This window comes from Streptomyces sp. Tu 3180, assembly GCF_009852415.1.
GTDB lineage: Bacteria > Actinomycetota > Actinomycetes > Streptomycetales > Streptomycetaceae > Streptomyces.
In genome coordinates this window covers 3,151,412-3,176,467 of sequence record NZ_WOXS01000002.1, presented here as the reverse complement: position 1 = coordinate 3,176,467, position 25,056 = coordinate 3,151,412, and the positions used below count along the sequence as shown (strand labels likewise).

Genomic DNA, 25,056 nt, shown 5'->3' with positions numbered 1-25,056 from the left:
CGGACGGCACCTCCGGGAGTCGGCTGCGCGGGCGTCGCTCCAGGACGCCGTCGCCGGCTACTCCACCGTCACCGACTTGGCGAGGTTGCGCGGCTTGTCGATGTCCCGGCCCAGGGCCAGCGCCGTGTGGTAGGCGAGGAGTTGGAGCGGGATGCCCATGAGGATCGGGTCCAGCTCGTCCTCGTTCTTCGGGACGACGACGGTGTGGTCGGCCTTCTCCTGCTCCTGGTGGGCCACGGCGACGATCCGGCCGCTGCGGGCCTTGATCTCCTCCATCGCGGCGCGGTTCTTCTCCAGCAGGTCGTCGTCGGGCACGATCGCGACCGTGGGCAGCGCGGGCTCGATGAGGGCCAGCGGGCCGTGCTTGAGCTCGGAGGCCGGGTAGGCCTCGGCGTGGATGTAGGAGACCTCCTTGAGCTTCAGGGAGGCCTCGCGGGCCACCGGGTAGCCCCGCACGCGGCCGATGAAGAGCATCGAGCGGGCCTCGGCGTACTCCAGGGCCAGCTTCTTGATCTCCTCCTCCTGCTCCATGATCCCGGCGATCTGCTCCGGCAGCCGGCGCAGGCCCTCGATGATCCGCTTGCCGTCGCGCACCGACAGGTCGCGGGTGCGGCCCAGGTGCAGGGCGAGCAGGGCGAAGGCGACGCAGGTGTTGGTGAAGCACTTGGTGGACACCACGCACACCTCGGGGCCGGCGTGCACGTAGATGCCGCCGTCCGCCTCGCGGGCGATCGCGGAGCCGACGACGTTCACCACGCCCAGCACCCGCGCGCCCTTGCGCTTCAGCTCCTGGACGGCCGCCAGCACGTCGTACGTCTCACCGGACTGGGAGACCGCGATGTACAGGGTGTCGGGGTCGACGACCGCGTTGCGGTAGCGGAACTCGGAGGCCGGCTCGGCGTCGGCGGGGATGCGGGCCAGCTCCTCGATCATCTGCGCGCCGATCATGCCGGCGTGGTACGAGGTGCCGCAGCCGAGGATCTTCACGCGGCGGATCCGGCGCGCCTCGCGGGCGTCCAGGTTGAGGCCGCCCAGGTGCACGGTGGAGAAGCGGTCGTCGATCCGGCCGCGCAGCACGCGGTCCACGGCCTCGGCCTGCTCGTGGATCTCCTTGTGCATGTAGGTGTCGTGGCCGCCCATGTCGTAGGAGGCCGCCTCCCACTCCACGGTGGTCGGCTCGGCGGTGGTCCGGGTGCCCTCGGTGGTGTAGGTGCGGAAGTCGTCGGCCTTGAGGGTGGCCATCTCGCCGTCGTCGAGGGTGACGATCTGCCGGGTGTGGGCGACCAGGGCGGCGATGTCGGAGGCGACGAACATCTCCTTCTCGCCGATGCCGAGGACGACCGGCGAGCCGTTGCGGGCCACCACGATGCGGTCCGGGAAGTCGGCGTGCAGCACGGCGATGCCGTAGGTGCCCTCGATGAGGCGCACGGTCTCGCGGACCTTGTCCTCCAGCTTCTCGGCCTGCGAGCGGGCGATGAGGTGGGTGAGGACCTCGGTGTCCGTCTCGGAGAGGAACTCGACCCCGTCCGCCTCCAGCTTGCGGCGCAGGTCGGAGGCGTTGTCGATGATGCCGTTGTGGACGACGGCGACCTTGCCCTCGGCGTCCAGGTGCGGGTGGGCGTTCACGTCGGACGGGGCACCGTGGGTGGCCCAGCGGGTGTGGGCTATGCCGGTGGTGCCCTTGAAGCGCGCCGGGACCTTCGCCTCCAGGTCGCGCACCCGGCCCTTGGCCTTGACCATCTTCAGGCCGGACGCCTTCGGGGAGGTGACGACGATGCCCGCCGAGTCGTAGCCGCGGTACTCCAGGCGCTGCAGGCCCTCGAGCAGCAGGGGAGCGACCTCGCGCCTGCCGATGTATCCGACGATTCCGCACATATGGGTGGTTCCTAGCTGTAGACGGTGGGCCGTGGAGGAGAGGATCAGCCGTAGACGATGCGGCGCAGCTGCCGGAGCGAGAGCTCGGGCGGCGCCACCGCGCGGTATCTGAGGTCCGCCTCGATCCGTTCGAAGATCGTCGCGTTCACCAGGCCCTGGGCCTGGAGCTCGCGGTGGCGGCGACGGACGTACTCCTCGGTCGTCTCGTCGAAGTAGGCGAGCACGTCCTGGATCACGCGCAGCGCCTCGCCCCGGCTCAGGGGCGTGGACCGCGTCAGATGATCAACGAGTTCGTCGTGCACCCGATGATCCTGAGGCACCGGCGGCGGTTTCGCAAGAAACGTGCCCGATTTCGGGCAGGCCGATGGCTCCGGACGTCGTCGTGAAGGGTTCCGGTGCCCGCCGCGACCCCTTCCGGGGCCCGGGCGGGCCGCTACATGCGCCTGAGGACCGCCTGCTTGGCCAGCGTGAACTCCTCGTCCGTCAGCACCCCGGAGCGGTGCAGCTCGCCCAGCTCCCGCAGCCGGCGCAGCCGGGCGTCGTGATCGTCCTCGGTGGGGGCGGGGGCGAGGGCCGCGACGGGCGCGTCCGCGTCCCCGGGCACCGCGGGCCGTTCGCCCCCGGCGGCGTCCCGGGCGGCCGGGTGGGGCAGGCGCGCCTGGACGGCGGCGGCGACCAGCGCCATCAGCGGGTCCTTCTTGAAGCCCCACAGCTCCACCGCGTTGGGGTCGTACTTGGCCGGGGCCTTGGTGGGGGCGCTCCGCACGGTGAAGCGGAGGTGGCCGTTCTCCAGCCCGACCGCCGGCTGCCACTCCACGGCGGTGAGGTCGGCCAGCGCGAGCGTGCGGGTGCCGGTGGCGGCCTTGGCGTCCTCCGTCTTCCAGTTCCACTCCAGGCGCACGCGCTCGCCGTCGAAGCTCGCCGTGCCGTCCCCGGCCGACACGGACAGCGGCACGGACGGGCCGGGCAGCAGGTACCCGGCGACCGGGTCGGAGGGGACCCGGTCCAGCAGCAGGGCGTTGCGGACCTCCTCCGTGAAGTACTCGGCGACCCCGTAGCGGTCGGACTCGACGACCAGCCGGTAGGGGTCGTGCGGCTCGGTGAGCCGGCCGCCGGTCGCGTGCAGCAGCGGGTCGGCGCCCTCGCGCAGCCGCAGCCTCAGCCGCCCGGTCTTCTTCCCCTGCTCGAACGAAATGCCCGCCAGGGCCCTCAGAGGCACCGTCAGCTCACCCAGGGTCCTGCGCAGCAGACCGACGTTCTTGTCCCGCCCGGGGGTCAGGCGCAGCGCCTCCCCGTCGAAGGCCCAGGTGCCGTCCTTCTGGATGATTTCCGCCATGGGGGGATTGTTTCACCGCTTCTGCGGGATAGTGGTCTAGACCCTGTCCGGTTTCCCTTGCGGAACCACGGAGTTGACGAGAAGGGAGCGCGTGTGAGACGGCAACGACGGCACCACGGAACGACTCCCCGCACCACGCGGCTGTTCGGGTCCTTACTGCTGGTCATGGCGGCCGGGGCCTTCACCCTGGGAGCGGGCCCCGGGGGAGCGGACCCCGGCCGGGACGCGGCCGCCCCGGTCCCGCTCGACCGGGTGATCCCGGCCCCCGCCTCGGTGGCGCCCGGCGGATCCCCGTACCGCATCACCGAGGAGACCCGCATCCGGGTCGACGGCTCCCGCGAGGCCCGCCGCGTCGGCGAGTACCTCGCCGGCGTCCTGCGGCCCTCCACCGGCTACCGCCTGCCGGTCACCGAGCACGGCCGGGGCGGCATCCGGCTCCGCCTCGCCGCGGGCCCGTACGGCGCGGAGGGCTACCGCCTGGACAGCGGACGCTCGGGCGTCACCCTCACCGCCGCGAGGCCCGCCGGCCTCTTCCACGGCGTCCAGACCCTGCGTCAGCTGCTCCCCGCGGCCGTCGAGAAGGACTCCGTGCAGCCCGGACCCTGGCTGGTCGCCGGCGGCACCGTCGAGGACACCCCGCGCTACGCCTGGCGCGGCGCCATGCTGGACGTCTCCCGGCACTTCTTCACCGTCGACGAGGTCAAGCGCTACATCGACCAGCTCGCCCTGTACAAGATCAACAAGCTGCACCTGCACCTCAGCGACGACCAGGGCTGGCGCATCGCCGTCGACTCCTGGCCGCGCCTGGCCACCCACGGCGGCTCCACCGAGGTCGGCGGCGGCCCCGGCGGGTACTACACCAAGGACGACTACCGGGAGATCGTCCGCCACGCCGCCTCCCGCCACCTGGAGGTGGTCCCCGAGATCGACATGCCGGGCCACACCAACGCGGCCCTGGCCTCCTACGCCGAGCTGAACTGCGACGGCGTGGCACCCCCGCTCTACACCGGCACCGCGGTCGGCTTCAGCTCGCTGTGCACCGGCAAGGAGATCACCTACGACTTCGTGGACGACGTGGTGCGCGAGCTGGCCGCGCTCACCCCGGGCCGCTACCTGCACATCGGCGGCGACGAGGCGCACTCCACCCCGCACGAGGACTACGTGAAGTTCATGGACCGGGTGCAGCCGATCGTCGCCGCGTACGGCAAGACCGTCGTCGGCTGGCACCAGCTCACCGGCGCCGACCCGGCCAAGGGCGCCCTCGCCCAGTACTGGGGCCTGGACGGCACCGGCGCCCAGGAGAAGGAGCAGGTCGCCGAAGCCGCGCGGAACGGCACCGGGCTGATCCTCTCCCCGGCCGACCGGATCTACCTCGACATGAAGTACGACGCCGGCACCCCGCTCGGCCTGTCCTGGGCCGGCCACGTCGAGGTGAAGCGGTCCTACGACTGGGACCCGGGCGCCTACCTGCCGGGCGTGCCCGCCTCCGCGGTGCGCGGGGTCGAGGCGCCGCTGTGGACGGAGACCCTGGAGAACTCCGCCCACCTCGAGTACATGGCCTTCCCGCGGCTGCCGGGGGTGGCCGAGCTGGGCTGGTCCCCCGCGGCCACGCACGACTGGGAGGACTACCGGGTGCGGCTCGCGGCGCAGGGGCCGCGCTGGGACGCGCTGGGGATCGGCTACCACAGGTCCCCGCAGGTGCCCTGGCCGGACGCGTGACGGACCGGACCACGGACCGGACGACGGACCGCGCGGCGGACCGGCGCACGGAACGCTGACGGGCACCCCGGAGGACCGTACTCCGGGGTGCCCGTCCGTTCGTGGGCCCGTGGGTCAGAGACCCGCGAGGGGGTTCTTCAGGGTGCCGATCAGCTGGAGCGCGCCGGACGGGTCCGCGAGGTCCACCATCTGCTTGTTGTTGCGCAGCTGGAGCCGGTTGAGGCAGGACAGCGCGAACTCGGGGGCGAAGATGTCGTACTGGGCGAACTTGTCGGCCAGCTCGGGCACCGACGCCTGGTACTCGCGGGTGACCTCCGCGACCGTGCGCCAGAAGCCGTCCTCGTCCAGGATCCCCTCGGTGGCGAGGTTCGCGGCCAGGAAGCGGAAGAAGCAGTCGAAGACGTCCGTGAAGATCGACAGCAGCTTCTGGTCGTCCGGCACCTCCACGCGGATGCGGGAGACCTCCGGCGGCAGCACCGCGTCCGGGTCCATCACCGCGATCTCCTCGGCGATGTCCTTGTAGATCGCCCGCCGCACCACCCCGTCCTCCAGGACGAGGATGACGTTCTCGCCGTGCGGCATGTACACCAGGTCGTAGGCGTAGAAGCTGTGCAGCAGCGGGGTGTAGTAGGCGCGCAGGTAGTGCCGCAGCCACTCGGCCGGCGCGAGCCCCGACCGCTCGATCAGCGCGCCCGCGAAGGACTTCCCCTCGTGGTCGACGTGGACGAGCGACGCCATGGTGGCCGGCGTCTCGCCGTCCCGCAGCGAGGGCACCGGGCTCTCCCGCCACAGCGCCGCCAGCATTTTCCGGTACGGCGAGTGGCGGTCCGTGGCCTGCTCGTACTCCAGGTGCCGGTAGCCGACCGCCGCGCGCTCCCGGATGATCGACAGACCCGTCGACCGCAGCACCGGATCGTCCTCGATCAGCTGGGCCAGCCAGTCGTTGATCGCCGGGGTCGCCTCCATGTAGGCGGCGGACAGCCCGCGCATGAAGCCCATGTTGAGGACGGACAGGGCCGTCTTCACGTAGTGCTTCCCGGGGTGCGAGGTGTTGAAGAAGGTCCGGATGGACTGCTGGGCCAGGTACTCGTCGTCGCCCTCGCCCAGGCAGACCAGGTGCCTGCGGGCGACCTCGGCGGCGAAGGTGACGGAGAGCTTGTTCCACCACTGCCAGGGGTGCACCGGGATGAGGAGGTAGTCGGCCGGGTCGAGACCCTGCTCGCGCAGGACGCCGTGGAACCGCTCGACGGTCTCCCCGCCCAGCTCGTCCCGCAGGAACGACTCGTACTCGATGCCGACGCCGGCCGTGAACGCGGCCCGCGAGCGGTGCGCGGCCAGCCACACCAGCTTCACGGGGCTCGCCGTCTCCGGCGCGTACGCCAGGTACTCGTGGACGCCGAAGCCGAGCCGCCCGTTGTTGGCGACGAAGCAGGGGTGGCCCTCGGTCATGCCGGTCTCGACGGCCTGGAAGTCGTCGCTGCGCGCCAGCTCCGCGGAGGTGACCCGCGGCTTGGTGAGCTTGTAGCAGGTGCCGGAGAGGGTGGAGGAGATCTCCTCCAGGTACACCGGCAGGATCTCGTCGCTCAGCCCCAGCGACTTCTGCAGCTCGATGAAGAAGTCCAGCGCGGCGAGCGGGAGTTCCTCGTCCCCGCGGTGGCGGGTGACGGAGTCGGCGTCCACCTGCCAGTGGTCCAGGGCCCGGCGCACGGCGGTGAAGCGGTACTCGGTCAGGCCGTCGTCGCTGCGCACGGCGTAGCGGCCCTCGCCGGTCCCCTCCGGAGTGATCAGCCGCTCGTGCGCGAACTCGGCGAGCGCCTTGCGGATCAGCAGGCGGTTGGCCCTCTCCCAGCGCTCGGGGGTCAGGTGGGCCACGGCGTCGGCGGGGCTCATGCGCCCACCCCCGTGGCCGCGACGAACCGTTCACGCGTGCAGAAGCTCAGCAAGGCCCTCTTCTCCGGCTTGTCGATCTCGCGTACGGGGACGAAGCCGACGGCCTCGTTCAGGGCGTGCACCGCCTTGTTGGACACGTCCGGCTCGACGACGACGCGCCGGGTCGCCGGGTCGTCGAAGAGGTGCGCCATCACGGCGGTGATGACGGAGCGGGTGAAGCCGTGCAGCGGGGTGCCGGTGGGCGCGACCAGGAAGTGCATGCCGACGTCCCCGGGCTCCGGCTCGTACAGGCCGACCAGCTCGCGGTGGGCGGGGTCGTACCACTCCATGAGGAAGGCGGGTTCGCCGTCGTGCAGGCCGAGGCACGCGTGGTGGTGCTCGTCGGCCGCTATCTTCATGTACTCGCGCTCGACGTCCTGGAGTTTCGCGTCCTGCATCATCCAGAACGCGGCCTTGGGGTCGGTGACCCAGCGGTGCAGCAGCCCGGCGTCCCGGAGCGGGTCGAGCGGGCGGACGGTGAAGGTGCCGAGCTCGTTCTTGAAGCCGGTGTCACGGATGCTCATACGGCGAACTCCTGGAACGCGATGGACTTCTCGACGGGGTAGTACTCGGTGCCGAGCAGCTCGCGGATGATGCAGCTGTTGCGGTACGCGCCCATGCCCAGGTCGGGGCTGGTGACGCTGTGCGTGTGCACGCCGGCGTTCTGCAGGAAGACGCCCCGGCCGGTCACGTCGATCGCGTAGTCGCGGGTGACGTCGAAGCGGCCGTGCCCGTCGAAGCGGAGCCGGTCGCGGACCGGGTCGAGGAAGGCCGGCGGCTCGTAGTGGTAGCCGGTGGCCAGCACCAGGCCCTCGGTGCGGATCTCGAAGTCCTTGCCCTGCTCGTCCTGGTGGAAGCCGAGCGTGTAGCCGCCGTCCTCGTACCGCGCGGTGGTGAGCGAGGAGTTGGTGAGGAGGCGGGTGGGCACCGGGCGGCCGGCGCTCTCGACGTTCTTCTGGTACAGCAGGTCGAAGATCGAGTCGATCAGCTCCGAGTTGATGCCCTTGAACAGGCCCTTCTGCTGCTTCTCCAGCCGGTAGCGGGTCTCCTCGGGCAGCGCGCGGAAGTAGTCGATGTAGTCCGGGGAGGTCATCTCCAGGGTCAGCTTGGTGTACTCCAGCGGGAAGAACCGCGGGGAGCGGGTGACCCAGTTGAGCTGGTAGCCGTGGACGTCGATCTCGGAGAGCAGCTCGTGGTAGATCTCGGCGGCGCTCTGCCCGCTGCCGACGATCGTGATCGACTTCTTCTCGCGCAGCTCCGCCTTGCGGTGCATGTACTGGGCGTTGTGGAAGAGGTCGCCCCCCAGTCCGCGGCACGCCTCGGGGACGAACGGCACGGTGCCGGTGCCGAGCACCAGGTGCCGGGCGCGGTAGGTGTCACCGGCCGCCGATCTCACGGCGTACAGCTCGGTGGCCTCGTCGTACGTGACCTCGGTGACCGTCGTGCCGAAGCGGATGCTGGACAGCTTCCCCGCGGCCCAGCGGCAGTAGTCGTCGTACTCCAGGCGCAGCGGGTAGAAGTTCTCGCGGATGTAGAACGAGTACAGCCGGCCCCTCTCCTTCAGGTAGTTGAGGAAGGAGTACGGGGACGTCGGGTCGGCGAGGGTGACCAGGTCCGACATGAACGGCGTCTGCAGGTGGGCGCCGTCGAGGAACATCCCGGCGTGCCACTCGAAGTCGGGCTTCGACTCCAGGAAGACGCCGTTGAGCTCGTCGATGGGCTCGGTGAGGCAGGCGAGGCCGAGGTTGAAGGGGCCCAGTCCGATCCCGACGAAGTCGTAGGTGGTTTCCGTGGTGCCCGTGGTGTCAGGAAGCGCGGTCAAGGGACTCTCCCAGGTACTGCTCGGCGTGGCCGGCGATCAGGTCGAGGACGGCGGCGATGTCGGCCGTCGTGGTCTCGGGATTGAGCAGGGTGAACTTCAGGTAGTGGCGGCCGTCGACCTTGGTGCCCGCGACCACCGCGTCACCGGAGGCGAACAGCGCCTTGCGGGCGTGGAGGTTGGCCCGGTCGATCTCGGCGGGGTCGGTGACGGCCGCCGGGACGTAGCGGAAGACGAGCGTGGACAGCGACGGCTCGACGACCACGTCGAAGCGCGGGTCGGCGGCGAGTATCCTCCAGCCCTCGGCGGCCAGGTCGCACACCTCGTCGAAGAGCCGGCCGACGCCGTCGGCGCCCATCACGCGCAGCGTCATCCACAGCTTGAGCGCGTCGAACCGGCGGGTGGTCTGCAGGGACTTGTCGACCTGGTTGGGGATGCGCTCGGTCACCATGCGGCGCGGGTTGAGGTACTCCGCGTGGTAGGTGGCGTGCCGCAGCGTGCTCGCGTCGCGGACCAGCACGGCGGACGAACTGACCGGCTGGAAGAAGGACTTGTGGTAGTCGACGGTGACCGAGTCGGCGCGCTCGATGCCGTCGATGCGGTCCCGGTGCTTCAGCGAGGCGAGCAGGCCGCAGCCGTAGGCGGCGTCCACGTGCATCCAGGCGCCGTACTGCTCGCACAGCTCGGCCATCTCGGGCAGCGGGTCGATGGAGCCGAAGTCGGTGGTGCCGGCGGTGGCGACGACCGCCATGGGGACCAGGCCCGCCTCGGCGCAGCGCTCCAGCTCGTGGGCGAGGGCGACCGTCTGGAGCCGCTTGTCGTGGTCGACGGGGATCGACACCACGGCGTCCTGCCCGAGACCCAGCAGTTTCGCGGACTTCTGCACGCTGAAGTGGCTGACCTCGGAGGCGAAGACGCGCAGTTTCGCGAGCGAGTCGGTCTTGGCCTCCTCGCGGGCCAGCAGCAGCGCCTGGAGGTTGGACTGGGTGCCGCCGGAGGTGAACACGCCGTCGGCGGCCGGGCCCAGGCCGATGCGCCGGGTCGTCCAGTCGATCAGTTTCCGCTCGATGAGGGTGCCGCCGGCGGACTGGTCCCAGGTGTCCAGGGAGGAGTTGACGGCGGAGAGCACCGCCTCGCCGAGCAGGGCCGGGATGACGACCGGGCAGTTGAGGTGGGCGAGGTAGCGGGGGTGGTGGAAGTAGATCGCGTCCCGGAGGTAGACGTCCTCCAGTTCGTCCAGCACCGCGGTGGTGTCGTGCAGCGGCTGGTCGAGGTCGATCGCGTCGATGCGGGGGGAGAGGGCGTCGACCGTGACGCCGGTGAACGGCCGGTCGGTGGTGGCGAGTTTGGCGGCCACCCGCTCGACTCCTTCGGTCACGGAGCGGCGGTAAAGCTCCGCGGTGGTGTCGTTGAGCAGGTGCGAGCGCATGGTGGGGGTCCTCCGGTGGGGACGGTCCGGTGCGGGGAGCGGTCCGGGCCGCGGACGGCCCGTCGCGTTGGTTAGGTTAGCCTAACCTTAGTTACGTGTGGCCTCTTCGGTTCCGATCGTGACCGTGATCACTCAAGTGCCAGGGGCGCGGCGGGTCGGCTCACCGCGCGACTAGCCCTCCGCGCGCAGCTGTTCCTCGGTCATCCCGTGGCGCCAGTAGCCCGCGAACGTCACGCGGCGGCGGTCGATCCCGTGCTCGCCCGCGAAGACGCGCCGCAGCCGCTTCACGCAGCCGGACTCGCCCGCGATCCACGCGTACGGCCGCCCGGCGGAGGGGAGCCGGTCGGCGCGGACGGCGTCGAGGGCCAGGGGGCCGTCCCCGGCGGCGTTCCCCCCGCTGCGCTCCCGCACGAACCAGGTGATCTCGGCGTCGGCCTCGGTGACCAGGTCCTGTACGTCCCCGGCGTGCGGCACCTCCAGCCAGACCCGGGCACGGGTGCCGGCCGGCAGCGACCCGAGGACGGCGGCGGTGGCGGGCAGGGCGGTCTCGTCGGCCCAGAGCAGGACCAGGTCGGTGTCCTCGGGCGGCCGGAAGCGGATCGCCCGGTTGTCGGCGACGGCGGGCCCGAGCAGCAGCACCCGGTCACCGGCGCTCGCGCGGGCGGCCCAGCGGGAGGCGGGGCCGGCCCGGAGCGAGGTGTCCGGTCCGATGCCGTGCAGCACGAAGTCGACGTCGACCTCGCGGGTGTGCCCCTCGGCGTCCTCGCGCAGGTCCCGGAGCGTGTACGAGCGCATCACCGCCCGCACGTCGTCCGGGAGTTCGCGCCAGCCCCGCCACCAGTCCTCGCCCAGCTCGAGCGGCACGACCGGCTCGTCCTGCCCCGGGTGCGGCAGGAACAGCGACAGGGACTGGTCGCGTCCGTCGGAACGGAAGTCCCGCAGCTCGGGGCCGGCGAAGGTGACCCGGACCAGGGACGGGCCGAGCCGCCTCGTCGTCACGACCTGAAGGGCGAAGAAACGGAACGGGGCGGCTACGGCGGTGGTCACCTGTGACTCCGGGGGAGGGGGCGGCGGGAAGGGTCAGGCGACCTTCTTGGCCTTCTCGATGGCCTCGGCGAGGTTCTCCACCAGCGGGACGCACTTGTCGTAGGACAGGATCGGCTCGGCGGAGCGCGGGACGACCTGGCCGGCCTTGACCGCGGGGAGCTTCTTCCAGGTCGCCTCGGTGATGTCGGCCGGCTGGATGGCCGAGGAGCGGTCGTCCATCATGATGATGTCGGCCCCGTACTTGTCGACGTTCTCCCAGCTCAGGCTCTCGAACCAGCCGCCGCCCTCGGCCTTGGCCTTCTCCGGCGGCTCGATGAAGTTCACGCCGAGGGCCTTGAAGTACTCCAGGTCGATGGAGAGGTTGGTGCCGGAGACGTAGAAGAGCTCCGGGCTCGCGGAACCGGCCATCACCTTGATCTCGGGGCGCGCCTTGGCGGCCTTGCGCAGCCGCTCCGAGGCCTCCTCGAAGCGCTTCTTGGCGTCCGTGGCCTTCGCGGCCTTCATGTCGCCGCCGAGCGACTCGGCGAGCTCCCACATGCGCTGCAGGGGCTCGGTCAGCTGGCGGTCGTAGACGGAGATGCCGACGCTCGGGGCGAGCTTGGCGATCTTCTCCTTCGAGGCCTCCGGGACGTACCAGAGGGTGCCGGCGTCGTCGAACATCGTGGAGATCAGGACGTCGGGCGCGAGGGCCGCGTACTTCTCGACGTTGAACTGGTCCCAGACGTTGCCGAGGATGGTCACCTTGCTGATGTCCATGTCGCCGGCCTGGACGTCGGCCTTGCCGTCCTTGGTCTCGGTCGGGCCGAAGACGCCCTTGACCTGCACGCCGTAGTCGTGGAGGGCGGCGGCGACACCGGTGAACGCGACGATGTTCGCGGGGACCTTGTCGAGCTTCACGGTGGTGCCGCGGTCGTCCTTGAAGGACCAGGGACCGGACTCGGTCTCCTTCGCCGCCCCCGAGCCGCTGTTCTTCGCGTCCTCGTCCCCGCAGGCCGCGAGCACGGCGCCGAGTCCGAGGGCGCCGCCGGCGGCGAGCAGTCCGCGGCGGGAGAAGCGGGCGGTTCTGGCGTTCGACATGACTGGGTCTGCTTTCGTGCGTACGGAGCCGGCGGGTGCGCGCTCGCGGCCCCTTGGCTGGAAACAGGCTTAGGTTAGCCTAACCTGAGAATCTGTCCAGAGGGTGCCCGGTATGCATCCCCCCGGGGGGCGGCCGAAATGCGTGCCCTGTACCGTGATCCCAGTCACGCAAGGGGGGTTGGCCGTGGAGTCGGTCCGGCGGTGGGGCCCGTCCGTGGCCGTCAACCTGATCCTCGGGGTGGTGGCCGTCGTGCCGCTGTGGCTGACGATGATGTTCGCGGTGAACCACCCGCTGGCGGAGCTGGGCCTGACCACCCGTGAACCCACGGACAACGACGGCACGCTGCCCTGGGTGATGCTCCTGACCCCGGTGTGGGCGGTCTTCCTGGCCCTGTGGATCCCGCTGAACGCCCTGGCCCGTCCGGAGGCGGGCGTACCGGGCCGGCGCTACTGGACCGTCGGTTCGGGACTGGTGCTGACGCCCATGGTGTTCCTGACGGCGCTGTTCGTCCTGGTCGAGGGGTGAGCGCGGCGGGACGCGGTCCGCGCCCCGGGAGGACGCGGACCGGCCCCGTGACTCAGCCCGCCAGTCCCAGCTCCCGGGCGATCAGCATCCGCTGGACCTCGCTCGTGCCCTCGCCGATCTCCAGGATCTTGGAGTCGCGCCACATGCGGGCCACCGGGTACTCGTTCATGAAGCCGTAGCCGCCGTGGATCTGGGTGGCGTCGCGGGCGTTGTCCACCGCCACCGTGGAGGAGTACAGCTTCGCCAGTGCCGCCTCCTTCTTGAAGGGCTCGCCGGCCACCAGGCGGCTCGCCGCGTCGCGCCAGGCGAGGCGGGCGGTGTGGGCCTTCATCTCCATGTCGGCGACCTTGAACTGGATGGCCTGGTTGGCGCCGATCGGACGGCCGAACGCGTGCCGCTCCCGGGCGTACTTCACCGACTCGTCCACGCACCCCTGGGCCAGGCCCGTCGCCAGGGCCGCGATGGCGATGCGGCCCTCGTCCAGGATGCGCAGGAACTGCGCGTAGCCGCGGCCCTCCTCGCCCAGCAGGTTCGCGGCCGGGACGCGCACGTCCTGGAACGACAGCTCCCGCGTGTCCGAGGCGTTCCAGCCGACCTTCGAGTACGGGGCCGCCACCGTGAAGCCCGGCGTGCCCGACGGGACGATGATCGCCGAGATCAGCGGCCTGCCGTCGGGCTTGCGGCCCGTCACCGCCGTGACCGTGACCAGGCCCGTGATGTCCGTGCCCGAGTTGGTGATGAAGCACTTCGTGCCGTTGATCACCCACTCGTTCGTCGACTCGTCCAGGCGGGCCGTCGTGCGGGTCGCGCCCGCGTCGCTGCCGCCGTCCGGCTCCGTCAGGCCGAACGCGCCCAGGATCTCGCCCGAGCACAGGCGGGGCAGCCACGCGCGCTTCTGCTCCTGCGTGCCGAACAGGTGGATCGGCATCGCGCCCAGGGAGACGCCGGCCTCCAGGGTGATCGCCACCGAGGAGTCGACCCGCGCCAGCTCCTCCAGGGCCACGCCCAGCGCGAAGTAGTCGCCGCCCATGCCGCCGTACTCCTCCGGGAACGGCAGGCCGAACAGGCCCATGCGGCCCATCTCCCGCACGATCTCGTACGGGAACTCGTGCCGCTCGTAGAAGTCGCCGATCTTCGGCGCCACGACGTCGTGCGCGAACTCCTCGACCGTGCGGCGGAGTTCTTCCAGTTCGGGGAGAGCTTGTGGTCCATGTCGTTCACTGCTCCTGGTGGGAGAGGGCTCGTACGGTGCGGGACGGGCTGGGTCGGCCCAGGTGGGCGGCCATCCAGACGCTTGTGGCGACGAGACGGCCGAGGTCGACTCCGGTGTCGATGCCGAGGCCCCGCAGCATCCACACGAGGTCCTCGGTGGCGAGGTTGCCGGTGGCGGACTTCGCGTACGGGCAGCCGCCCAGTCCGCCGGCGGAGGCGTCGACCGTGGTGACGCCCTGCTGGAGCGCGGCCAGCGTGTTGGCCAGGGCCTGGCCGTAGGTGTCGTGGAAGTGCACGCCCAGGGCGGACACGGGGACGTCCGCCTCGGTGAGGGCGGCGAGCAGGGCCGTCACGTGGCCCGGGGTGGCCACGCCGATGGTGTCGCCCAGGCTCAGCTCGTCGCAGCCCATGTCCAGCAGGGCCCTGCACACCCGCACCACCTGGGGGAGCGGGACCGCGCCCTCCCAGGGGTCGCCGAAGCACATCGACAGGTAGCCGCGGACGTGGACGCCCTCCGCCTTCGCCCGCCGCACCACCGGCTCGAACATCGCCAGCGCCTCGTCCACCGTGCGGTTGAGGTTGGCCCTGGCGAAGGACTCCGTGGCGCTGGCGAACACCGCGACCCGCCGGGCGCCGAGCGCCAGCGCGCGGTCCAGGCCCCGCTCGTTGGGCACCAGGACCGGCAGCGCCACCGGCAGGTCGGCGACGGCCCGGTACAGGTCCTCCGCGTCCGCCAGCTGGGGCACCCACTTGGGGTGGACGAAGCTCGTCGCCTCGATGGTGGCCAGGCCGGTGCCGGCCAGGCGGCGGATGAACTCCGCCTTGACGGCCGTCGGGACGGTCGCCCTCTCGTTCTGCAGGCCGTCGCGCGCGCCGACCTCGTGGATGCGGACCCGCGCGGGCAGTCCCCGCGCCGGCACGGTCATCGGCAGGTCCAGCTCCGAGGCGTTCACGCCGTCTCCTCCTCCACGGGGGCGATGACCGCCAGCACCTGGTCCATGGCGACCGTGGTGCCGGGGGCCACGTCCAGCTCGGTGACCGTGCCGGCGTGCGGGGCGGAGATGACGTGCTCCATCTTCATCGCCTCCACCACCAGCAGGCTCTGGCCCGCGCTCACCTCGTCGCCGACGGCGACCTTCACCACCGTCACCGTGCCCGGCATCGGCGCGGTCAGCGAGTCGGCGCCCGCCTGGCCCGCCCGGGTGAGGGACGCGGCGACCGGGTCGTGGTCGCGCACGTGCCAGGCGTCGCCGTCGCGGCCGAGCCAGTCGGCGGCGCGGTGGAAGGTGTGCCGGACGCCGTCCAGCGTCACCGTCACCCGGTCGTCGGTGACGGTGTGGGTGCCGCGCGGGGTGTGCTCCACCGGGTCCGTGACCCGGAGGTGGAAGGAGGCCGGCTTCGGGGTGCCGCCCAGGCGCCAGCCGTCCGGCACCGAGAACGGGTCCGTCCAGCCGTCGCCGCGCGGGCGCAGCGCGTCCAGGCGTACGGCCGCCGCCGCCTCGTACACCTCCTCGGGGACCTCGGTGGAGAGCAGGCCCTGCGCCTCGCGCTCCACCAGCCCGGTGTCCATGTCGCCGCTGACCACCGCCGGGTGCGCGAGCAGCCGCCGCAGGAACCCGGCGTTGGTCTGCACGCCCAGCGTGACCGTCTCCGCCAGGGCCGCCCGCAGCCTGCGCAGCGCGCTCGCGCGGTCGGGGCCGTACGCGATCACCTTGGACAGCATCGGGTCGTAGAGGCTGCCGACCTCGGTGCCCTCGCTGAGCCCGGAGTCGGTGCGGACGCCGTCGCCCCGGGGCTCGCGCAGTCTCAGCACCGTGCCGCCGGAGGGGAGGAAGCCGCGCGCCGGGTCCTCGGCGCAGACGCGGGCCTCCACCGCGTGCCCGGTGAGCGTGACGTCCTCCTGCCCGAACGGCAGCGGCTCGCCCGCCGCCACCCGCAGCTGCCACTCCACCAGGTCCAGTCCGGTGACGAGCTCGGTGACCGGGTGCTCCACCTGCAGGCGGGTGTTCATCTCCATGAAGTAGTACGACGACGGGTCGGTGCCGGGGACGATGAACTCCACCGTGCCCGCGCCCCGGTAGCCGCAGGAGCGGGCCGCCTGGACCGCCGCCTCGCCCATCGCGGCCCGGGTCGCCTCGTCCAGCAGGACGCTGGGCGCCTCCTCGATGATCTTCTGGTGGCGGCGCTGCAGGGAGCACTCGCGCTCGCCCAGGTGGACGACGCCCCCGTGGCCGTCGGCCAGCACCTGGATCTCGATGTGCCGGGGCCGGTCGATCCACCGCTCGACGAGCAGCGTGTCGTCGCCGAAGGAGGCGCGGGCCTCGCGGCGGGCGGCGGCGATCTCCTCGGCCAGCCGCTCCGCGTCCCGCACCAGGCGCATGCCCTTGCCGCCGCCGCCCGCCGACGGCTTCAGCAGCACCGGCACGCCGATCTCCAGGGCGGCCTCGGCGAGCTGCCCGTCCGTCAGGCCGCTGCCGCTGGAGCCGGGGACGACCGGGACGCCGGCCGCCCGCACCGTCTCCTTCGCGCGGATCTTGTCGCCCATCAGGGAGATCGCGTCGGCCGGGGGCCCGATGAACACCAGCCCCGCCTCGGCGCAGGCGCGCGCGAACCCGGCGTTCTCGGCGAGGAAGCCGTAGCCCGGGTGGACGGCCTGGGCGCCGGTGCGCGCGGCGGCCTCCAGCAGCCGCTCCACCGACAGGTAGCTCTCCGCGGCCGGCGCCGGTCCGATCCGCACCGCCGTGTCGGCCTCCCGCACGTGCCGGGCGTCGGCGTCCGCGTCGGAGTACACGGCCACCGAGCGCACGCCCATCGACCGCAGGGTGCGGATGACGCGGACGGCGATCTCGCCCCGGTTGGCCACAAGAACTGTCTCGAACATCGTCGTCCGTCCCCTCACATCCGGAAGACGCCGAACTGGGGGTCACCCAGTGGCGCGTTGGCGCACGCGGTCAGGGCCAGGCCCAGCACCTGCCGGGTCTCCAGCGGGTCGATCACGCCGTCGTCCCAGAGGCGGGCCGTCGCGTAGTAGGCGTTCCCCTGGCGCTCGTACTGGGCGCGGATCGGGGCCTTGAAGGCGTCCTCGTCCTCCGCGGGCCACTGCTCGCCGCGCGCCTCCATCTGGTCCCGCTTGACGGTCGCGAGGACCGAGGCGGCCTGCTCGCCGCCCATGACCGAGATCTTGGCGCCCGGCCACATCCACAGGAAGCGGGGGGAGTACGCCCGCCCGCACATCGAGTAGTTGCCCGCCCCGTAGGAGCCGCCGACCACCACCGTCAGCTTCGGCACGCGGGTGCAGGCCACCGCCGTGACCATCTTGGCGCCGTGCTTGGCGATGCCGCCCGCCTCGTAGTCCCGGCCCACCATGAAGCCCGAGATGTTCTGCAGGAACACCAGCGGGATCCCGCGCTGGTCGCACAGCTCGATGAAGTGGGCGCCCTTCTGCGCCGACTCGGAGAACAGGATGCCGTTGTTGGCGACGATCCCCACCGGGTGGCCGTGGATCCGGGCGAAGCCGGTGACCAGGGTCTGCCCGAACTCCGCCTTGAACTCGGCGAACCGGGAGCCGTCGGTGATCCGGGCGATGATCTCGCGCACGTCGTAGGGGGTGCGGGAGTCCACCGGCACCGCGCCGTACAGCCCGGCCGGGTCGACCTTCGGCTCGACGGCCGGCTCGACCTGCCAGGGCAGGGGGCCGCGGGCGGGGAGCGTGGAGACGATGGTGCGGACGATCCGCAGCGCGTGCGCGTCGTCCTCCGCGAGGTGGTCGGTGACGCCGGACACGCGCGAGTGGACCTCGCCGCCGCCCAGCTCCTCCGCCGTGACCACCTCGCCGGTGGCCGCCTTCACCAGCGGCGGGCCGCCGAGGAAGATCGTGCCCTGGCCCCGGACGATCACCGCCTCGTCGCTCATCGCCGGGACGTACGCCCCGCCGGCCGTGCAGGAGCCGAGGACCGCCGCGATCTGCGGGATGCCGGCGCCGGACATCCTGGCCTGGTTGTAGAAGATCCGCCCGAAGTGGTCCCGGTCCGGGAACACCTCGTCCTGCATCGGCAGGAAGGCACCGCCCGAGTCCACGAGGTAGACGCAGGGGAGGCGGTTGTCGAGGGCCACCTCCTGCGCGCGGAGGTGCTTCTTGACCGTCATCGGGTAGTAGGTGCCGCCCTTGACGGTGGCGTCGTTGGCGACGACCACGCACTCCCGTCCGCTCACCCGGCCGATCCCGGCGATCACGCCGGCCGCCGGGGCCTGTCCGTCGTACATCCCGTCGGCCGCCAGCGGGGCCAGCTCCAGGAAGGGCGAGCCGGGGTCGAGGAGGGCGTCCACGCGGTCGCGCGGGAGCAGCTTCCCGCGCGCGGTGTGCCGCGCCCGCGCCCTCTCGCCGCCGCCGAGCCGGGCCGCGGCCAGCTTGCCGCGCAGCTCCTCGACGAGCGCGCGGTGCGCCTCCTCGTTGGCCCGAAAGGCCTCCGACGCGGGATCGGCCGCGCTGTGAAGCTCCGGTGCCTCATGCATCCTGCGGGTCCCCTCACCTTGTTAATGAGCGTTAACGCATTTCCTTCAGGTTAACGACCGCTAACCTCGCTGTCTAGAATTGTCTCCATGGCCACCAGAACCGACGCCCCCACCCGCCGCGAGCAGATCCTCAGGGAGGCCGCCCGGCTGTTCGCCGAACGCGGCTTCCACGGTGTCGGGGTCGACGAGATAGGCGCCGCGGTCGGCATCAGCGGGCCCGGGCTCTACCGGCACTTCGCGGGCAAGGACGCGATGCTCGCGGAGCTGCTGGTCGGGATCAGCGACTCGCTGCTGACGGGTGCGAAACGACGGCTGGAGGAGGCCGGGGGGGTGGCCCCCGAGGCGGTCCTCGACTCGCTGATCGAGGGACACATCGACTTCGCGCTCGACGACCGCCCCCTCATCACCCTGCACGACCGGGAGCTGGACCGCCTCCGGGACACCGACCGCAAGCTGGTCCGCCAGCTGCAGCGGCAGTACGTCGAACTGTGGGTGGGGGTGGTCCGCGAGGTGTACCCGGAGCTGGCCGAGCCGGCCGCCCGCTCGGCGGTGCACTCGGTGTTCGGTCTGCTCAACTCCACCCCGCACCTCGGCCGCGCGGGCTCCCTGCCCGGACGCGGGGCGACGGCCGAGCTGCTGCACCGGATGGCGCGGGGCGCGTTCGCGGCGGCGCCGGCGCGCTGACCCCGGCCGAGTGACGAGCGTTACGGGGGTCCCGCTCTGGACGCCTGTGGATACTCGCCGGTACCTTTGATCTGAGCAAGCGCTTAGACATGCCCAGGTTCTGGAGGTGGCGGACAGTGCGCCGTACGGTTTTCAACGAGGATCACGAGGCGTTCCGGGAGACGATCCGCGCCTTCATCGAGGCCGAGGTCGTCCCCGTCTACGACGAGTGGTTCGCGGCGGGCCAGGCGCCCCGCGACTTCTACTACAAGCTCGGTGAGCTGGGCATCTTCGGGATCAGCGTGCCCGAGGAGTACGGCGGCGCGGGCCTGGACACCCACAAGTTCGAGGCCGTCCTCTACGAGGAGACCGCCCGCGCGGGCGTCCAGTTCGGCGGCTCCGGCGTGCACGTGCTGCTCGCCCTGCCCTACATCAAGATGCTGGCCACCGACGAGCAGAAGAAGCGCTACCTGCCGAAGTTCGTCACCGGCGAGGAGATGTGGGCCATCGCGATGACCGAGCCGGGCACCGGCTCCGACCTCGCGGGCATGAAGACCACCGCCAGGCTGAGCGAGGACGGCACGCACTACGTCCTCAACGGCGCCAAGACCTTCATCACCGGCGGCGTCCACGCCGACAAGGTGATCGTCTGCGCCCGCACCGCCGCCCCGACGGCGGAGGACCGCCGCCACGGCATCTCCCTGTTCGCCGTCGACACCAAGTCCGAGGGCTACTCCGTCGGCCGCAAGCTCGACAAGCTCGGCCTGAAGACCTCCGACACCGCCGAGCTGGCGTTCGTCGACGTCAAGGTCCCCGTCGAGGACCTGCTCGGCGAGGAGAACAAGGGCTTCTACTACCTCGGCCACAACCTGGCCTCCGAGCGCTGGGGCATCGCCTTCGGCGCCTACGCGCAGGCCAAGGCCGCCGTCCGGTTCGCCAAGCAGTACGTGCAGGAGCGCACCGTCTTCGGCAAGCCGGTCGCCCACTTCCAGAACACCAAGTTCGAGCTGGCCGCCTGCCAGGCCGAGGTGGACGCCGCCGAGGCCGTCGCCGACCGCGCCACCGAGGCCCTGGACGCCGGCGAGCTCACCCCCGCCGAGGCCGCCTCCGCCAAGCTGTTCTGCACCGAGGTCGCCCACCGCGTCATCGACCGCTGCCTCCAGCTGCACGGCGGCTACGGCTACATGAACGAGTACCCGATCGCCCGCCTGTACGCGGACAACCGCGTCAACCGCATCTACGGCGGCACCAGCGAGATCATGAAGACGATCATCGCCAAGGACATGGGCCTGTAAGGACCACGAAATCTCTGGTCCCTACACCTACCTGTACAACTGACCCCATGAGTCAGGCACTTCAGGAACTCCTCGATCTGCTCGACCTCGAGCAGATCGAGGAGGACATCTTCCGCGGCCGGTCCCGCTCCGCCGTCGTCCCCCGCGTCTTCGGCGGACAGGTCGCGGCGCAGGCGCTGGTCGCCGCCGGGCGCACCGTCCCCGAGGACCGGCCCGCCCACTCCCTGCACGCGTACTTCCTGCGCCCCGGCGACCCCGGCGCGCCCATCGTCTACACCGTCGACCGGATCCGCGACGGCCGCTCCTTCACCACCCGCCGGGTGGTCGCGGTCCAGCACGGCAAGCCGATCTTCCACCTCTCGGCGTCGTTCCAGGCGTACGAGGAGGGCCTGGACCACCAGGCCCCGATGCCGCCCGCGCCGGACCCGGCCGCACTGCCCACCTCCGAGGAACGGCTGCGCGGCTACCCCCACCTCGCCCCCGAGGTCGTGGACCGCTTCCTGGAGGCCCGCGCCGCGGTCGACCTGCGCTACGTCGACGAGCCGCCCTACGGCCGTTTCGGCGAGCCGCGCGAACCCCACTCCCAGGTCTGGTTCCGCACCAACGGCAAGCTCGACAGCGAGGCCGGCGGGCCGCTGCTGCACGTCGTCCTCGCCACCTACGTCTCCGACATGACGCTGCTGGACTCGGTCCTGCTCGCGCACGGCCGGGGCGGCTGGGCGGTCGGCGACGTCGTGGGCGCCTCCCTGGACCACGCGATGTGGTTCCACCGCCCCTTCCGCGCCGACGAGTGGCTGCTCTACGACCAGCAGTCCCCGTCCGCGCACGGCGGCCGGGGACTCGGCCAGGCCCGCATCTACACCCAGGACGGCCGCCTGGCGGTCTCGGTCGTCCAGGAGGGCGTGGTCCGCGTCCCGCGCGCCTAGGGAGTGTTCTGAGTTGAGATCACGGGATCGGTCGTTCCCGCTCCAGGAGGGTGCTGGCTGCGGTGGACCGGTCGCGTGACCCGTGGTGATCCGACCGGTGCCGAGCGGGAGTTGATCGAGCCGCACCTGCCGCTGGGAGCGTTCGGACCGATCCCCGACCTGCGTAGCTGTCCGCCTGCAACCTTTTCCCCCGTCCGACTGTCTCCTGATCATCAACCGCTCCTGTCTCTGTGGTCCCTGAGGAATCAATCGGCACAGGAGCGGTCGCACAGAATCATCAGGAGACACTTCATGCGCATTCGCCCCGCAGCCTGCGCGGCACTCCTCGTGGCGTCCCTCGCCCCCGTCCTCACGGCACCTCCCGCCGGCGCGGCGGCGGCCAGGTACGCGGACGACTTCAACGGCGACGGCTACCGCGACTACGCCAGCTACACCTACGAGCAGTACAGCAAGGGCGGCGGCGTCCGGATCACCTTCGGTACCGCCTCCGGACCCGGCACCCGGACCCAGTTGATCACCCAGGACAGCCCCGGTGTCCCCGGCGCCGACGAGACGGAGGACCAGTTCGGCGACGTCCGGGTGCCCGCCGACTTCAACGCCGACGGATACGGGGACCTCGCCGTGTCGGTGTCGCGCGAGGACGTCGACGGACGCACGGACGAGGGCGGCGTCGTCATCCTGTGGGGAAGCGCGACCGGCCTCTCGGGTGGCACCGCGATCCCCAACGCCGGCGCCAAGGTGTCGAACGCCCGCTTCGGCCGCGACCTCGCCGCCGGGGATTTCAACGGGGACGGCAAGAAGGACCTGGCCGCGATCAGCGGGAGCAAGGCCTACGTCTACCGCAGCATCACGCGCACCGGTGCGGCAGGCTCGGTCACCAGCCACGACAAGACGACGAGATTCGCGCCCACGTCCCTGGTCTCGGGCAACATGAACGGGGACTCCAAGACCGATCTGGTGATCATCGGAATCAACGACGAGCCCGACAGCTTCGGCACGGACGCGTGGTTCATCAAGGGCGGCTCCCCGCTCAGCGCGGGCAAGACCCTGCGCCTCGTCACGAACTACGGCGACCCCAGCGAGGCGGTGATCGCCGACTTCAACAAGGACGGCTACGGGGACCTCGCGGCGGGCAGCCAGATGTACAACAACAACCAGGGCCGGGTGTCCCTCTGGTACGGCTCCTCCGCCGGCCCCGCTACCGCCGCCCGTATCACCCAGGCCACCACCAACGTCGCCGGCACCCCGGAGTCCGGCGACCTGTTCGGCTCCTCCGTCTCGGCCGCCGACATCGACGGCGACGGCTACAAGGACCTCGCGATCGGCGTCTACGGCGAGAAGATCAGCCAGGAGACGACCGAGGGCGGCGTCCACGTCCTGCGCGGCAGCGCGAGCGGGATCACCGGCACCAACTCCCGGTGGCTCGCCCGCAACACCGCCGGCGTCCCCGGCGACGTCGCATGGAACGACTGCTTCGGCGATCCGGTCCGCCTCCGCGACACCAACCGCGACGGCAAGGCCGACCTCCACGTCGGCGCCGTCAACGGCTCGCTGCGCTTCCCCGGCACGTCGTCCGGCGTCACCACGACCGGTGTGACCGACGCCGACACCGAACTCATCTGGGGCATGCTCCAGTAGGCCCGGCCTCCCGCCCAGCTGCCTGGGGTTCGCCTTGTCCGTACGAGTGCGCCCGCGTCGTGGCCGCTCGCGCAGTTCCCCGCGCATTCCCGCTCCAGGAGGGTGCTGGCTGCGGTGGACCGGTCGCGTGACCCGTGGTGACCTGACCGGTGCCGAGCGGGAGTTGATCGAGCCGCACCTGCCGCTGGGGGCGTTCGGGCCGATCCCTGACCTGCGTAGCTGTGTCAACGCGGTGATGTGGCGGTTCCGTACCGGCAAGCCCCCGGCGGGACGTGCCGGACAGCTACGGCTCCTGGTCGACGATCTGCGACCGGTTACGGATGCGGGCGCGTGACGCGGTCTTCCAGACCCTCATGGACGCGATGATCGCCGAGGCGGCGGCCCCGCGACGATGTCGATCTCAGCCCGGCCTGCGGGGACTCGGCGGTTGTCCGCGCGCATCACCATGCGGCGGGCATGGTGGTCGACCCGGAGCTCCTTGAGGATCCGGAGAAGGCCGTGGCGGAGGAGAAGGGGCTGCGGCAAAGGGGCAAAACGACCCCGTGGGAGAGGGGTCCGCGGACATGGAGGATCCCGAACGGGACCAGCGCCGGGCCGTGCGCCGACGCCGCAGGGCCCGGCTGCGGGCCGCCGGACTGGGCCGCTCCCGGGGCGGGCTGACCAGCAAGGTCCACCTCGCCGTTGAGCGGCGCTGCCGTCCGCTGTCCATCATCCTCACCCCCGGTCAGGCCGCGGACAGCCCGCGCTTCATCCCCGACCTCAAGAAGATCAAGGTCCGCGGCCGGGTCGGCCGTCCCGGGACCAGGCCGGACGCAGTGGCCGGCGACAAGGCTCACTCCTCCCGCGCCAACCGTGCCCACCTGCGCAGACGCAACATCAAGGCGGTGATCCCGGAGGAGGCCGACCAGGCCGCCGACCGCAAGAAGAAGGGACACTCCGGCGGCCGCCCGGTCAGCCACGACGCCACGCTCCACAAAGATCGCAACACCGTCGAGCGGGCCATCGACAAGTTCAAGGAGCGGCGGGGGCCGGCCACCCACTACGACAAGACACCCGAGAGCTACGCCGCCGGGCTCCACCCGCGCGGATCCATCCTCTGGTTGCGCAGCCTGCCAGCCCTCCCGTGATCCCACCCCAGAACAGGCCCTAGGCCAGCCCCGCCTCCGCCAGCAGGTACGCCGTCATCGGGTCGTAGTGCCGGGGGCTGACCACGTGGTCGTCGAGGGGGACCGTCACCTGGACGGTGCCCTCCGCCTCCGCGAGGAACAGGGCGGGGTCGTTGCAGTCGGCGTAACCGACGGAGTCGACGCCGTGCTGCCCCGCGGCGCCCGCCCAACCGTGGTCGGCGACGACCAGGTCGGGCAGCGGGCGGCCCTCGCGCTCCAGGGCGGTGAGGATGGCCTTCATCGGCTCACCGGAGTGCGTGTGCCACAGGGTGGCGCCGTGCTCCAGCACCGCCACGTCCGCGAACTGCATCACGTACCCCTCCTCCGTGGTCAGCCCGTCCGGGATGACCACGATCTCGCAGCCGGCGGCCCGCAGCGCGGCGGCCGTGGCGCGGTGCACGTCGAGCAGGCCACCGGGGTGGCCGGTGGCGAACAGCACTCGCTGCTGCCCGTCCGCCGCCTTGCGCAGCCGCCCGGCCATGCGCTCCAGCCCGGAGACGGTCAGCTCGGGGTCGATGGTGTCCTGGCCGTACCGGTGCTCGGGATCGTCGTTGACGCCGACCCGCTCCGCCATCACCGCGAGCACGTCCTGCTCGTCGGTCCAGCGGTCGCCGAGTTCCAGACCGAGCCAGTAGTGCCGGTCGCCGTTCGCCAGCTTGCGGTAGTGGGAGAGGTTGTTCTCGCGGGGTGTGGCGACGTCGCCCGCGATGCGGGTGGCGACGAGGTGGGCGAGGAGTTCGGCGCGGCTGGGTGTCCCGGGTATCGGCATGCCCCCCATTGTGGGGCAGCGGCCCGTGGCCGTCCCCGGCATATCGCACGACGGGACGTGCGTGACGTACTCACACCGCCCCGTACGGATACTCAGGGTGCCCGGACCCGGGTCCGGG

Annotated in this window: 19 protein-coding genes and 2 pseudogenes; 7 read left to right on the top strand and 14 right to left on the bottom strand. The window is 71.5% G+C overall.

What is annotated here, in order from left to right; all coding sequences use genetic code 11:
* Positions 1–57: 57 nt before the first annotated feature.
* From glmS to GL259_RS15180, 3 genes are all read right to left on the bottom strand, one after another.
* On the bottom strand, positions 58–1,875 hold the full coding sequence (gene glmS, locus GL259_RS15190; protein WP_159533070.1) for a glutamine--fructose-6-phosphate transaminase (isomerizing): 1,818 nt from the start codon (positions 1,873–1,875) through the stop codon (positions 58–60).
* Positions 1,876–1,919: 44 nt separating this feature from the next.
* Positions 1,920–2,177: a hypothetical protein gene (locus tag GL259_RS15185; protein WP_030869322.1), complete on the bottom strand. Its 258-nt coding sequence runs from the start codon at positions 2,175–2,177 to the stop codon at positions 1,920–1,922.
* Positions 2,178–2,308: 131 nt separating this feature from the next.
* A complete protein-coding gene (locus GL259_RS15180) occupies positions 2,309–3,211 on the bottom strand; it encodes a DUF4429 domain-containing protein (protein WP_159533068.1) in 903 nt (300 codons plus the stop codon).
* Between the two features lie 93 nt (positions 3,212–3,304).
* Here GL259_RS15180 and GL259_RS15175 point away from each other — a divergent pair, with 93 nt between their 5' ends.
* Complete coding sequence (locus GL259_RS15175) at positions 3,305–4,930, top strand: beta-N-acetylhexosaminidase (RefSeq protein ID WP_159533066.1); 1,626 nt, start codon at positions 3,305–3,307, stop codon at positions 4,928–4,930.
* 114 nt (positions 4,931–5,044) lie between these two features.
* On the opposite strand, the gene GL259_RS15170 is transcribed toward GL259_RS15175, so the two are convergent.
* The 6 genes from GL259_RS15170 to GL259_RS15145 form a co-directional block, all read right to left on the bottom strand.
* Entirely contained in the window at positions 5,045–6,820 is a 1,776-nt protein-coding gene (locus GL259_RS15170) for an IucA/IucC family siderophore biosynthesis protein (RefSeq protein ID WP_159533064.1), read from the bottom strand.
* A complete protein-coding gene (locus GL259_RS15165; RefSeq protein WP_159533062.1) occupies positions 6,817–7,383 on the bottom strand; it encodes a GNAT family N-acetyltransferase in 567 nt (188 codons plus the stop codon). Before GL259_RS15165 ends, GL259_RS15170 begins: the two co-directional genes overlap by 4 nt.
* Positions 7,380–8,681 (bottom strand): lysine N(6)-hydroxylase/L-ornithine N(5)-oxygenase family protein, encoded by a 1,302-nt coding sequence (locus GL259_RS15160; RefSeq protein ID WP_159533060.1) that lies wholly within the window; start codon positions 8,679–8,681, stop codon positions 7,380–7,382. Before GL259_RS15160 ends, GL259_RS15165 begins: the two co-directional genes overlap by 4 nt.
* Complete coding sequence (gene desA / locus GL259_RS15155) at positions 8,665–10,107, bottom strand: lysine decarboxylase DesA (protein WP_159533058.1); 1,443 nt, start codon at positions 10,105–10,107, stop codon at positions 8,665–8,667. Before desA ends, GL259_RS15160 begins: the two co-directional genes overlap by 17 nt.
* 171 nt (positions 10,108–10,278) lie before the next feature.
* On the bottom strand, positions 10,279–11,154 hold the full coding sequence (locus GL259_RS15150; RefSeq protein ID WP_159533056.1) for a siderophore-interacting protein: 876 nt from the start codon (positions 11,152–11,154) through the stop codon (positions 10,279–10,281).
* A gap of 33 nt (positions 11,155–11,187) precedes the next feature.
* Complete coding sequence (locus tag GL259_RS15145) at positions 11,188–12,231, bottom strand: ABC transporter substrate-binding protein (protein ID WP_159533054.1); 1,044 nt, start codon at positions 12,229–12,231, stop codon at positions 11,188–11,190.
* Positions 12,232–12,415: 184 nt separating this feature from the next.
* Between GL259_RS15145 and GL259_RS15140 the strand changes: the two genes are divergently transcribed.
* Positions 12,416–12,757 (top strand): hypothetical protein, encoded by a 342-nt coding sequence (locus tag GL259_RS15140; RefSeq protein ID WP_208026473.1) that lies wholly within the window; start codon positions 12,416–12,418, stop codon positions 12,755–12,757.
* 52 nt (positions 12,758–12,809) lie between these two features.
* Here the strand turns inward: GL259_RS15140 and GL259_RS15135 are convergent.
* The 4 genes and pseudogenes from GL259_RS15135 to GL259_RS15120 all read right to left on the bottom strand — a co-directional run bounded on the left by GL259_RS15135 (position 12,810) and on the right by GL259_RS15120 (position 18,481).
* Positions 12,810–13,969, bottom strand: a pseudogene (locus tag GL259_RS15135) (acyl-CoA dehydrogenase family protein).
* Between the two features lie 5 nt (positions 13,970–13,974).
* A complete protein-coding gene (locus tag GL259_RS15130) occupies positions 13,975–14,922 on the bottom strand; it encodes a hydroxymethylglutaryl-CoA lyase (RefSeq protein WP_159533052.1) in 948 nt (315 codons plus the stop codon).
* Positions 14,919–16,850 carry an acetyl-CoA carboxylase biotin carboxylase subunit gene (locus tag GL259_RS15125; RefSeq protein ID WP_159533049.1) on the bottom strand — a complete coding sequence of 644 codons (1,932 nt, stop codon included), beginning with the start codon at positions 16,848–16,850 and terminating at the stop codon, positions 14,919–14,921. The genes GL259_RS15130 and GL259_RS15125 overlap by 4 nt, the downstream gene beginning before the upstream one ends.
* 14 nt (positions 16,851–16,864) lie before the next feature.
* Positions 16,865–18,481: a carboxyl transferase domain-containing protein gene (locus GL259_RS15120; protein WP_159533047.1), complete on the bottom strand. Its 1,617-nt coding sequence runs from the start codon at positions 18,479–18,481 to the stop codon at positions 16,865–16,867.
* An 87-nt stretch (positions 18,482–18,568) separates the two neighbouring features.
* On the opposite strand from GL259_RS15120, the gene GL259_RS15115 reads away from it, so the two are divergent.
* From GL259_RS15115 to GL259_RS15095, 5 genes and pseudogenes are all read left to right on the top strand, one after another.
* A complete protein-coding gene (locus GL259_RS15115) occupies positions 18,569–19,165 on the top strand; it encodes a TetR/AcrR family transcriptional regulator (protein ID WP_159533045.1) in 597 nt (198 codons plus the stop codon).
* A 116-nt stretch (positions 19,166–19,281) separates the two neighbouring features.
* The gene (locus GL259_RS15110) at positions 19,282–20,439 is read left to right on the top strand and encodes an acyl-CoA dehydrogenase family protein (RefSeq protein ID WP_159533043.1); all 1,158 of its coding nucleotides are present in this window, start codon (positions 19,282–19,284) and stop codon (positions 20,437–20,439) included.
* Between the two features lie 47 nt (positions 20,440–20,486).
* Positions 20,487–21,365, top strand: coding sequence for an acyl-CoA thioesterase II (locus GL259_RS15105; RefSeq protein WP_159533041.1), 879 nt, complete (start codon positions 20,487–20,489; stop codon positions 21,363–21,365).
* Positions 21,366–21,656: 291 nt separating this feature from the next.
* Positions 21,657–23,003, top strand: a complete 1,347-nt coding sequence (locus GL259_RS15100; protein ID WP_159533039.1) for an FG-GAP and VCBS repeat-containing protein — start codon at positions 21,657–21,659, stop codon at positions 23,001–23,003.
* Positions 23,004–23,130: 127 nt separating this feature from the next.
* Positions 23,131–24,130: pseudogene (locus GL259_RS15095) on the top strand (transposase).
* 19 nt (positions 24,131–24,149) lie between these two features.
* On the opposite strand, the gene GL259_RS15090 reads toward GL259_RS15095, so the two are convergent.
* The gene (locus tag GL259_RS15090; RefSeq protein ID WP_159533037.1) at positions 24,150–24,938 is read right to left on the bottom strand and encodes a phosphatase; all 789 of its coding nucleotides are present in this window, start codon (positions 24,936–24,938) and stop codon (positions 24,150–24,152) included.
* Positions 24,939–25,056 lie beyond the last annotated feature (118 nt).